Consider the following 12,805-nt stretch of genomic DNA (forward strand, 5'->3'; position numbering starts at 1 on the left):
CTAGTTAACATTGCAATTCAAATTTTCACATCAAAAAAAGGCTATGTATCCAAACCTGTATTATGTATTCAAAGACTTATTTGGGGTTGAATGGAACGGATTGAAATTAATTAATTCATTTGGTTTTTTTGTAGCCCTTTCTTTTGTAATATCTGCATGGATATTAACATTGGAATTGAAACGTAAACAGTCAGCAGGCATTTTAACTTATACAGAAAAAACAATTTTAGTAGGAGGGGCAGCCACGACGCAGGAATTATTGCTGAATTTTTTTCTTGGATTCATCATGGGATTTAAAATTGTGGGTGCATTTTTGATACCAACAGCTCTGACGGATCCGCAAAGTTTTATTTTATCTGCTCAGGGAAATTTACCAATGGGTATTTTGTTGGGTGTATTATTTGCAGCATTAAAATGGCGGGAAAAAAACAAAGAAAAATTAGCAAAACCTGAAAAAAGAATTATTAGAGTATGGCCGCAGGATCGGGTGGGTGATATTGTAATTTATGCTGCCATATTTGGGTTTGCAGGAGCTAAAATTTTTAATAGCCTTGAAACCTGGGATGATTTTATCAGTGACCCTATTGGTTCTCTTATATCTTTCAGCGGACTTACTTTTTATGGTGGATTAATTTGTGCAACCATTGCTTTGTATTTCTATACCAAAAAACACAATATTCCTTTTATTGCCCTTTGCGATGCCGCAGCACCTGCTTTAATGCTGGCGTATGGTTTGGGCAGAATTGGTTGCCAGGTTGCCGGTGATGGGGACTGGGGAATTTTGAACAGTGCTTATGTAAGCAATGCTCAGGGTAAATTGGTGACTGCAACAGTAGATCAGTTTACCAGGGCATTACAAGCCAATCAGCATTATTACAGCGAGCAGTTTACTACCTTTAAAATAGAACACCTTTCTGTGCATTCATTTTGGGGTTTACCCAATTGGTTGTTTGCTTATAATTATCCACACAATGTAGTAAATGAAGGCGTTCGTTTTGCTGATTGTACCGGTAATTATTGTTCTTATTTACCAATTGGAGTTTTCCCTACACCCTTGTATGAAATAGTAATGTGTTTGATATTGTTTGCAGTATTGTGGATAATCCGCAAAAAAATTACTACGCCCGGCAGAATATTTGCCATATACCTCATTTTGAACGGGTTAGAACGTTTTTTCATCGAAAAAATACGGGTAAATACCCGATACCACTTTTGGGGACTTCAACCAACACAAGCCGAGCTTATTTCATCCGCATTGATTGTTTCAGGTATAGTATTGTATTTTTATTCAAAGAAAATTAAATTACCACAATACCCGGCCCATAGCTAAACCGCATTTATAATTATTACATGCATGCCATTTCGATTTATTTTTGGGATGGCATTTTTTTCTCCATCTTTTTAACAGATTTTGTTTACAAGGGTGTAACGAATGCAGAAGTATTTCGTTAAACTACTGATGATGCTATCGTCCTTTTTCTTTCTTCCTACCTTTCTGCCATTCATCCTTTAAAATATGCCTTCCGATATAAAACAATGTACTATGTTTAACATGCTACTTAGTTTTGTTATGTAATATTTATATACCAGAACTAAAAAAATAAACATCATGAAAAAAAATACATTTTTATTCATCTTAGTGAGCATAATAGCAGGTTTTGTTGCTACTGTACGTTCCCAAACTACTGCCAGCTTCACCATAAAAGGCCAGGTATCGGCTCAGAAAAGAGCTATTGAAGCTGCTAATATTATGGTATTAAATGCATCAGATTCAGCAACCATTAAAATGACGGTTTCAGATAAATCAGGCGAGTTTATGTTTCAGCAACTCAAAACAGGAAACTACCTCATTAAAGTAATGGCCATTGGGTATGAAACTTATTATTCTAATCCAATTAAATTGGCATTTGCACAAACCCTTGATATCCGTTTAAAACCTGAAGAAAAGGAATTGACTGGCGTAACTGTAACCACAAAAAAGCCATTTATTGAGCAGAAATTAGATAAAACTGTTATCAATGTAGAGGCTTCACCCTCTAATACCGGATTAACTGCTATGGAGGTGTTGGAAAAGTCGCCCGGCATATTAGTAGATAAAGATGGCAATATCAGCATGAAAGGGAAGCCTGGTGTTTTGGTTTTGATAGATGGAAAACCTTCTTATTTAAGTGCAACAGATTTAGCTAACTTATTGAAAAGCATGTCAAGTAGTTCAATTGATCAAATTGAATTAATGACCAACCCACCCGCCAAATATGATGCAGCCGGTAACTCCGGTATCATTAATATTAAAACCAAAAAATCAAAAACGATGGGTTATAATGGTAGTGTAACAGTTGGTTATGGCCAGGGTGTGTACCCCAAAAGCAACAACAGTATTAACCTGAATTATCGTAGAAATAAGGTGAATTTGTTCGGAAATTTTGGGTACAACTATTATGGCGGATATCAGGAGTTAAATATTACCCGAAATTTTCGTACCAATAATGGGGAAGATATTCTTTCCATCTTTAAACAACAAACAAACATGAAGCGCCGGCAAACTAATGTTTCCTATAAAGTGGGCATGGATTATTATGCTTCTAAAAAAACAACATTGGGATTCGTTGTAAATGGTTTTATTAACCCATCAACAGAAAATAACGGAAATACCACCAATATTTTAGATCCGAATAGTATATTACAAAGTACCACGAAAGCAGCTTCTCAAATAAACAGCAATTTGAATAATGTGGCCCTTAATTTAAATGGCAGACATGTTTTTGATAGTACCGGCAAGGAATTAACCATGGATGTTGATTATGTGCATTATAATACGCTAAACGACCAAATGTTCATCAATTCTTTTTACGATAATACTGGCAATAAAATGCTGCCAGATCAATTATTGAAAGGTAATTTGCCCTCAGATATCAATATATATTCAGCCAAAGCTGATTATACACAAATGTTAAAGCATAAAATTAAAATGGAGGCCGGGTTCAAGCTTAGTTATGTAAAAACCGATAATGTTTCCAGCTACTATAATCAGCAAAACAATCAGTGGGTGATGGATAGTACACAAAGCAATCATTTTATTTATGAAGAAAATATTAATGCCGCTTATGTTTCATTTAGTAAGGAATTGTCTAAAAAATGGAGTATACAATTGGGTTCGAGGGTTGAAAACACTCATGCAAAAGGTATTCAATTGTTTAACGGTGTATCATTTGATAGGAATTATACTCAATTATTTCCAACTTTCTTTTTAAGTTATAAACCCAATGATAAGAATCAATTCTCTTTAAATTATGGAAGACGTATACAACGTCCTGATTATCAAGATTTAAATCCGTTTTATTATTTCTTAGATAAGTACACATACAGTGTAGGTAACCCTTATTTACTGCCACAAATCAGCCAGAATATTGAGTTGAATCATATTTACAAAGGATTATTGACAACCGGATTAAGTTATGGAGTGATTAATGATTTAATCACGCAGGTATTTAACCAGGTTGATAGCACACATACTACGTATGTAAAGAATGATAATATTGCTAAAGTACAGAATTATACACTAAGTGTAAATGTGGCTTTACCAATCACTAAATTTTGGAAGATAAACTGGTATAATCAATTGAATATCAACCAATATGATGGCTTTGTTAATCAGGGACCCATACATGTTTCAGGCATTAATTACAATACCAACTTTACCAGTAGTTTTGAGGTAAAAAAAGGATTGAATATGGAACTGGGTGGCTTCTATAGAACGCAAACGCAGGAAGGTACCATAGTTGCCAATGAAATGAGCCAGTTAAATTTTGCCATCAGCAAACAAGTATTAAAAAATAAAGGTACCATACGTTTAAATTGCCGCGACTTCCTGAACCTTCAACATTTTAGTGGATATAGCTATTTTCAAAACGTTGATGTTCAATTATATAATAGATGGGATAACCGTGTATTCAATATCAGTTTTACCTATCGCTTTGCCAAGGGAAAGGCCGGTGTAGCACCCCGTAAAAGTGCCGGTGCTATTGATGAAGCATCCAGAGTTAAATCAAATAATTAACCTAAGTTACAAAGTTTGTACATGCATTGCGCCCGACTTGTCCACCCATATTTTCGCTAATTTATAAGTTACTGATAATATGATATTTATTTTAATTTTTTTGATAATTTGCTGACCTAATGGGTCAAAATGTACAAAATCAGGCAAATAAAGTATGCTACAAACTCAGTTTCGATTCAAGTTTATAAGATAGAAAACAGGAAGAGAGTAATTGTAAGGCATATTGGAACTGCACATATAACGAGCAGGAGCAATCCGATTTGCTGTTTATTGCCAAAGATCTTATTGAATAAATGTCACAACAGATGTAACGACTTTGTACTTTGAAACCTTTGACGAAGATGAGTTATGCAAAGATGGGTTTTCCAAAAACAACAAATCCCAGCAACCACAGATTTTAGTTGTCCTGATGGTTACAAAGGAAGGCTTTCCGATAGCTGATGAAGTATTTGCAGGCAACACTTTCGAGGGACATACTATTATTCCGGTACGGTAGTTGCCGATGCAGCAATGATTAGCACTGAAAATATTCAGGCTTTAAAGGAAAATGAAATCAATTACATTGTAGGTGCGAGATTGGGTAATTTGTCAAATGAACTGATGAAACAAATTGACAAAAGCATCACTCGTGAAGATGGTAAAAATATTAGAATAAAAACAGATAATGGATACCTGATTTGCAGCTACTCTTCGATTCGATACCGCAAGGATAAGTATGAAATGGAAAAACAAATTGAAAAAGCAAAACATATTATCCACAACAACAACACTTTTTATTTAGGCGCAGCCCGCAGCGAAGCGGAGACATAATATACATTATAGCTGACAAAATGAGCATTGGATTTCGTGCAGCTATATTTTATCCTATAATTTATATTATGTTAAACAGGATAAAACAATTAAGAAATTAATATAGCATTACAAATTGGAAGGCCATCACCTTATTTAATGCGGTGGATATCTAACAAAAAATCAAGTTACTTTGATAAGTCATAGTCATAAAAAAACCCACAAACAAATGTTTATGAGTTTTTTTAGTGAGAAATTGAAATATTAATTAATTTCCGTTTGCAGAAATTAACTGATCATAGAATTTAACTTTTGCATCGTAGGCATCAAATAATTTTTGGTCAGCCTTCGATTTATCACGCTTGTAAGTATACATATTGTATAAAATATCTAACGACTTATTGTAACAATTTTTTTCTGCTGATGATTTATCAGGAACAGCTTTTAAAGCCCTATAAGCGTTTTCTAACCATGTAATAGTGCTATCGGCAGCTGATGCAGCAGGTTTATCTAATTCTGCATTGGCTTTTTTAATGGCATCTACCTGTGGTTTAATTTGTGCATCATACGCTGCTTTTTTCTTTGGATCTTTAATATCGGCTTTTGCGGCATTTAATTTTTGGAGTGAACGAATATTGTCTCTCATTTTATCATCTAATGCATTAAACTCTAAATTATACAACACACCGGCATTGTAAGCGGCAATACCATTGGCAGTATCTTTTGTATAAGCACGTTCAAAAGCCAATCTTGCCTTGTTTTTGTAATAAACTTCCTGTGTACTGTCTAATTTATCTTTCTCATCTTTGGGTATATTGGCAAACATCTCACCAAACTGAAGGTATTTTGCAGCGGTTAATGTCCCGGCAGCATCTTCCTTATCAAATAAATCAGCTTTTTCCTGAAGGGTATAATTTTTATTCAAATAATCGGCTTCATAATCATCCCATTCCCCATTTGGATAGAATTTTTTGGCCATGCCCAGCCATTTATCAAAATCGGCTTTGTTTTTATTGTTGCTGGCGCTTACCAATAAAAATTTATAAATATCCTCATATTCTTTTCCATGAACAGAGCTGTCTGCAAGTCTGCCATAGTATTGATACGCTTTATCTAATTTTTTGTCATTCTGATTGGCATAAGCAGCATATAAAATGGAAGTAGTGTCAAAATTCATTTTGGCGGTACTCCATTTGTTTTCAAAAATTACATCACTGTAATCAACTGCATAACCAAAATAAAAAGCGGCCGAATCCCATTTTTTGGAATTGAATTCTTTTACACCCTGGCTAAATGAAGTAACGTAGAGGTTAAATGGAATATCCTGACCACCATTTTCTTTTAAAATTTTATAGTCCGGATCCATTTCTTTGTATTTTTTAAAAGCTTCTGCAGCAGTTACCTCTGTATTGGGATATTTTTCTCTGGTTTTATCATCTTTAAACAAGGCAGCATACACTTTGGCTTTCCAGAACCAGCCTTCTGCTTTGGCTTGTGCTTTGGGTTCCTGCATTAATTTATCAATTTCTGTCTTGGCATTTTCTACCTGGTTCAGTAACAATGCCGTTTGCACTTTTTTAAAATCCTGCGCTTTTAAAGCTGTTAAGCCTACTGCAAAAAAGGCAACCAATAAAAGTTTTTTCATGTGTTTATGTTTATTGTTTTATAAAATCATATATCAGTTTTACATACTTTTTATGCGTTAATGATTTTATGAATATGTGTCTGATATTTTTAAATTTATTTTTAATTTTCTGAAATAGGTTCGTTCGGGTTAATATCTGGTTCCAGGTTATTGATTGAGGCATCATCATTGGGTTTATTTGCATTCGAATTAACCTCACTTGAAAGCACGGTATTTTCAGTTGAAGGATCGGGTTCTGCATCCTGTTCTTCAATAGTTGATATGGCTGCAATGGCATCATCGGCATCCAATCTGATTAAAATTACCCCTTGTGTTGCTCTGCCAGCTTCTTTAATATTGGCAATTGGCGTACGCAAGGTAATACCCGATTTGCAGGTGATAATTAAATCCTCTGTATCTTCCACTGCTCTTATACCGACTAATTTACCGGTTTTTTCGGTAACATTAATGGTTTTTACCCCTTTTCCTCCTCTATTTGTAATGCGATAAACATCTTCTCCGTCTGCATCAATTAAAGGCGTTCTTTTACCAAACCCTTTTTCACTAATTACCAAAATGGTTTTGCTTTTATCGGCTTTATCAACACATACCATGCCAACCACTTCATCGGTGGCATCATCTACTTCAATACCCTGTACACCAATGGCACCGCGTCCGGTAGGTCTTACTTTTATTTCCGGAAAACGTATTGCCCTGCCCGATTTTACCGCTAACATGATTTCATGATTGCCATTGGTCATCTTGGCTTCTAATAATTCATCCCCCTCATTAATGGTAATGGCATTTACGCCGGTAGCACGGGGGCGACTAAAATCTTCCAGATGTGTTTTTTTGATAATGCCTCTTTTGGTACAAAGCACTATAAATTTATCCTGAAGCGAGGCTTTGTCATCCAAATTATTCACATTCAGAATGGCTTTTACCTTATCATCCTGCGGAATTTGAATTAAATTTTGAATGGCTCTTCCTTTGCTTTGCTTTTCACCTTCGGGTATTTCGTAAACCTTCAACCAAAAACAACGGCCTTTTTCGGTGAATATGAGCATGGTATCATGCGTAGATGCCACGAAAAGATGTTCTACAAAATCTTCCTCTCGTGTTTTAGTACCAATGGCTCCTCTTCCACCTCTTTTTTGCTGACGGTACTCTGTTGCTGTAGTACGTTTAATGTAGCCTAAATGTGAGATGGTAATTACAACATCTTCTTCCTTAATAAAGTCGAGCATGTTCATCTCTTCAGCCAAATACTGAATTTCGGAGCGTCTTTTATCACCAAATTTTTCTTTAATTTCAATCAGTTCTTTCGAAATCAAATCATATCGAAGACCTTCATCGGCCAACAGTTCTTTTAAATGCCGGATAGTATTTATCAGGCCATTGAATTCTTCAATAATTTTATTGCGTTCCATGCCGGTAAGGCGTTGTAAACGTAATTCTAAAATTGCTTTGGCCTGTAATTCTGATAATCCAATTGCCTGTTGGTATAATTCTAATGAAACATCTGTAAATAATTCTTGTGCCAGATACCATTTTTCTTCGGTGCTTTTTTGCATTAAAGCAGCCTTGGCCTCATCAGGGGTTTGGCTGGCTCTAATCAGTGCTATTACCTCATCTAAATGATCCAATGCTTTCAGATACCCTTCTAAAATATGTGCTCTTTCTTCTGCTTTCCTTAAATCGAATTTAGCCCTGCGGGTTACCACCTCCATCCTGAATTGAATAAATTCGCTAATAAGGTCTTTTAAATTCATGATTTTAGGCCGACCATGACTAATAGCTACATTATTAATACCATAACTGGTTTGTAGTTCGGTATATTTATACAGTTGATTGATGATGACATTGGCAACTGCATCGCGTTTTAAATCCAATACAATTCTGGTTCCTTCCCTGCTGTTGCTTTCATTGTTGACGTGTGCAATTCCGTCAATGGTTTTATCGTTCACCAATTGACCAATTTTATCTGTAAGCGCATCCAATCCTACCTGATAAGGTGCTTCGGTTATCACAATTTGCTCTCTGCCACTGGGTTTAGTATCAATATGGCATTTCCCGCGAACAACTACCCTGCCTCTGCCTGTTAAAAATGCCTGCTTTACGCCTTCCATGCCATAAATAACACCACCTGTCGGGAAATCGGGTGCTTTAATATATTGCATTAATTCATCAATTGTAATGTACCGGTTTTGAATGTATGCTACGCAACCATCCACTACTTCACTCAGGTTATGCGGCATCATATTGGTAGCCATACCAACGGCAATGCCACTGCTGCCATTTACAAGTAATTGCGGTATACGAGTAGGTAAAACAGTAGGTTCCTGAAGCGAATCATCGAAATTGAGTTGGAAATCAACAGTTTCTTTTTCAATATCTTCCAGCATGGCTTCTGCAAAGCGATGTAAACGCACCTCCGTATAACGCATCGCAGCAGGAGGATCTCCATCCTGATTACCGAAGTTTCCCTGACTGTCCACCATTACATTGCGCATCGTCCAGTCCTGTGCCATCCGCACCAATGTATCATAAATGGAGGCATCACCATGTGGATGGTATTTACCCATTACTTCACCCACAATACGGGCCGATTTTTTATAAGGTTTGTTACTGCTGTTACCTAATTCATGCATTGCAAACAACACTCTTCTGTGTACAGGTTTAAAGCCATCCCTTACATCCGGCAAGGCTCTGCCTACAATCACCGACATTGAGTAGTCGATGTAGGCGGTTTTCATTTGTTCCTCGATATTTACCTGAATAATACGGTCGTTATCGTTTGTTTTCTCGGGCAATAAATTTTCTTCCATGTATCTTTTGTAGTACTAATGAGATGAATAACCCTGTAAACCCAAAGTGCAAGTTTAACAGGATGGCGAAGATAGCTTTTTTGCTGCTAAAATCAGGCATTAAAAGCCCTTTTTTCATAGATTTTTCCACAGGATATATACATTAAATTGTTGGTTCTATCCGGCAATTTCAGGTATCACTTTTTAATAACCATTTTATGGCCATATCTTTGAAAAAAAGACAGGTTTTGGTATTTAAATATGGCGGAAGTACTAACGCTTTCGAACCATTTAAATACTCACTTTTTATAAACACAGGAAAGTTTTCAGTTGCTTGTTTTGAATAGCTGCAACCCCGGATGTAAATATAAAATTATAAAATTGGATTGGAGCAAATCATATACATATGAAAAATATTTTATTGCTTGGTGCGGGTAAATCGGCTACCGTACTGATTGAATATTTAAAAAAAACAGCCACACAATATAATTGGTCGGTTACAGTTGCAGATGCAAATGCTGCAATTGCAGCAGAAAAAGCTGGGCAGCATGCATTGGTGAAAGCTGTGGGTGTTGCTATTGAAAATGCAGCGCAGCGTATTGCACTGATACAACAGGCTAACGTTGTAATTTCGATGCTTCCTCCGGCTTTACATTATATTGTGGCAAAAGATTGTATAGAACACAACAAGCATTTACTGACTGCCAGCTATGTTGATGAAAATTTGCAGCAAATGGCTACAGCCATTCAGGAAAAGCAATTGCTTTTTTTGTGTGAAATGGGTTTAGATCCGGGCATTGATCATATGAGTGCCATGCAAATGATCGCCTCCATTCAGAAAAAGGGCGGAAAAATTACTTCCTTTCAATCGCATTGTGGCGGTTTGGTGGCACCGGAAAGTGATGATAATGCCTGGCATTATAAAATTAGTTGGAACCCTCGAAATGTAGTGATGGCCGGAAAAGCCGGAGCAGTATTTAAAGAAAATAATGCCATTGTGCATATACCTTATCAGCAAATTTTTGCCAATTGTACTCCACTGAAAAATGCATCCATACCCGGGTTGGTATATTACTCAAACAGAGATTCTTTGCATTACATGAATAAATATGCGTTATCACATGCTGCAACCTTTAAACGCACCACCATTCGATATACTGATTTTTGTAAAGGCTGGCAATGGATGGTTGATTGGCAATTAACAGATGAAAAGTTACAATATGCAACAGATGGTATGTGTATTGCTGAATTTTATCAGCTGCATTTTGAAAAAATTGGTTTGGAAGATCTGTACCATCAACTCCCAACAACACCACTGATGCAAAGTCAGTTGCAACAAATTGGCTGGTATGATGTTGCTACTCAAATTAACAAAGGTACTTGCAGTGCTGCTGATGTGTTACAATTTATTCTGGAAAAAAAATGGGCATTGCAACCCAACGATAAAGATTTGGTGATGATGATTCATGAAATTGAGTATACAATTGAAGACCAAAAATTTTATCATATTGCTGAATTAAAAATAACAGGTGAAAATGCCATGCAAACTGCCATGGCTAAAACAGTAGGTTTACCACTGGGTATTGCAGCAACACTTCTGTTAAACAATCAGCTCAATGTAAGAGGGCTGCATATACCCACACATCCTGCCATTTACAACACGGTTTTGCCTTTATTAGAACAGGAAGGAGTTTGTTTTACTACATCAACGCATGCTATTTAAAATTTATGAGTGATTCAATTCATCAGTTACAGGTATTCTATCAAAATAAAATTCAGGATTATACTTTAGCTGTACATCGGTTAAAAAATAAAATAAATGCAGTTGCATTTTTCCGTGCTATATTTTTTGTAGCATGGCTGTATTTGTTATACCAATATTTTACAAATAACAATCAGGTAATTCTATTATTGTCTTTTCTTGGTTTAGCCGGTTTTCTGGCATTGATTTCCATTCATTTTAATTTTAAAAACAAAAAACAGATTTGCCAGAATAAATTATGGCTGGCACAAAATGAATGGAATGTATTGGACGAAAAAGACAATGCATTTGATGATGGGAACGAATTTTTTATGAATACAGCTTATTATGCCGATCTGGATATTTTCGGAAAAAAATCATTGTTTCATTTGTTGAACAGAACCACTACTTACTTGGGTAAACAGGTATTATTTCATCAATTGAGCAATCCAATGCTGCAAAAAGAAAAAATATTATTGTATCAATCTGCCATAAAAACTTACAGCACTCAATACAGCATTATAGAAACTTGGATTGCTACAGCCATGCTGTACAAAAATGATGAAACAGTTCATACCAACGGCATTCAGCAATGGATAACTAATTTTACTTCATTAACCGGCCGTACCTATTGGAATAGCATCAGGTATATACTTCCTGCCCTTTCTATTGTGGCATTCATCTATACTTTAGATACCGGCAATTATGCATGGCTTTCCATTTGTATTGTATTGAATTGGTTACATGTAGGAATTGCTGGAAAATACAACGGTAAAGCATTTGCTACTTTAGGTAAGCAACAGGAAGTGCTGAATACTTATAGTAAGCTTTTAGATGTATTTAAAAATGTATCTGTAAATGATGCAGTTGTTTTACAACAACTAAAAGAAAAAGCAAATGAAGGCTGTAAAAGTATAGTCAGACTTTCATTCATTGCCAATCTGATTCATCAACGATTCAATTTATTGGCCACTACCCTTTTAAATAGCTTATTGATGTATGATGTACATTGTACTGTTTTATTAGATAACTGGCACCACAATAATAAAAACAAAATCAACGCATGGTTGGAAGCCATAGGCGAGATTGAATACCTGAATAGTATGGCATTGTTTGCTTATAACCATCCCGCATTTGTGTATCCTGAAATTGAAACAGAAGGATTTATCATTAAAGCAGCTAATTTAGGCCATCCCATGATATCCGGGAAGCAATTGGTTAAAAACTCATTTCAATTGCAACAATCGGGTGTGTTATTAATAACCGGCTCTAACATGAGTGGTAAAAGTACTTTTTTAAAAACTGTAGGTATTAATATCTTGTTGGCCGAAATAGGCGCGCCGATTTGTGCTACGCAATTTTCATTTACGCCCATGTATTTGTTTACCTGTATCAGAATTTCAGACTCATTGCAGGAAAATACTTCCTATTTTATGGCTGAGCTTCAAAAATTGGCTGATATTAAAACACAATTATCAACCCGTCATTCTGCATTAATTTTAATTGATGAAATATTAAGAGGCACCAACTCATGTGATAAATATGAAGGTTCAGCACAATTTATTTTGCAGTTAATACAGCAACCTTGTATTGTTTTATTTGCTACACACGATTTAAAATTGAGTTCATTGGAGGAAATGTATCCAAACAACATTACCAATTATTGTTTTGAAAGCACCATAGAAAACAACCATTTAAGTTTTGATTATGTATTGCGTAAGGGCATTGCACAAAACAAAAATGCCACATTTTTAATGAAAAAAATGGGCATTATTTAACTATTTTTT

Annotated in this window: 6 protein-coding genes and 1 pseudogene; 5 read left to right on the forward strand and 2 right to left on the reverse strand. The window is 35.6% G+C overall.

Annotated features, from left to right (window positions below; genetic code table 11):
* Positions 1-43 precede the first annotated feature (43 nt).
* The 3 genes and pseudogenes from JK139_RS01675 to JK139_RS15940 form a co-directional block, all read left to right on the forward strand.
* The gene (locus JK139_RS01675; RefSeq protein ID WP_074419505.1) at positions 44-1,330 is read left to right on the forward strand and encodes a prolipoprotein diacylglyceryl transferase; all 1,287 of its coding nucleotides are present in this window, start codon (positions 44-46) and stop codon (positions 1,328-1,330) included.
* A 279-nt stretch (positions 1,331-1,609) separates the two neighbouring features.
* Positions 1,610-4,057, forward strand: coding sequence for an outer membrane beta-barrel family protein (locus JK139_RS01680; RefSeq protein WP_218330428.1), 2,448 nt, complete (start codon positions 1,610-1,612; stop codon positions 4,055-4,057).
* A gap of 304 nt (positions 4,058-4,361) precedes the next feature.
* A pseudogene (locus JK139_RS15940) lies at positions 4,362-4,813 on the forward strand (IS1634 family transposase); the annotation flags it as partial.
* A gap of 301 nt (positions 4,814-5,114) precedes the next feature.
* Here the strand turns inward: JK139_RS15940 and JK139_RS01690 are convergent.
* Together JK139_RS01690 and gyrA are read right to left on the reverse strand one after the other, a co-directional pair.
* Complete coding sequence (locus JK139_RS01690) at positions 5,115-6,491, reverse strand: hypothetical protein (RefSeq protein ID WP_074419501.1); 1,377 nt, start codon at positions 6,489-6,491, stop codon at positions 5,115-5,117.
* Between the two features lie 101 nt (positions 6,492-6,592).
* Entirely contained in the window at positions 6,593-9,298 is a 2,706-nt protein-coding gene (gene gyrA, locus JK139_RS01695; protein WP_218330430.1) for a DNA gyrase subunit A, read from the reverse strand.
* A 385-nt stretch (positions 9,299-9,683) separates the two neighbouring features.
* Here gyrA and JK139_RS01700 point away from each other — a divergent pair, with 385 nt between their 5' ends.
* The gene (locus tag JK139_RS01700) at positions 9,684-11,000 is read left to right on the forward strand and encodes a saccharopine dehydrogenase C-terminal domain-containing protein (protein ID WP_074419159.1); all 1,317 of its coding nucleotides are present in this window, start codon (positions 9,684-9,686) and stop codon (positions 10,998-11,000) included.
* A gap of 5 nt (positions 11,001-11,005) precedes the next feature.
* Positions 11,006-12,796 carry a MutS-related protein gene (locus tag JK139_RS01705; RefSeq protein WP_218330431.1) on the forward strand — a complete coding sequence of 597 codons (1,791 nt, stop codon included), beginning with the start codon at positions 11,006-11,008 and terminating at the stop codon, positions 12,794-12,796.
* The last annotated feature ends 9 nt before the right edge of the window (positions 12,797-12,805 follow it).

This window comes from Hydrotalea lipotrueae (genome assembly GCF_019249625.1).
GTDB lineage: Bacteria > Bacteroidota > Bacteroidia > Chitinophagales > Chitinophagaceae > Hydrotalea > Hydrotalea flava.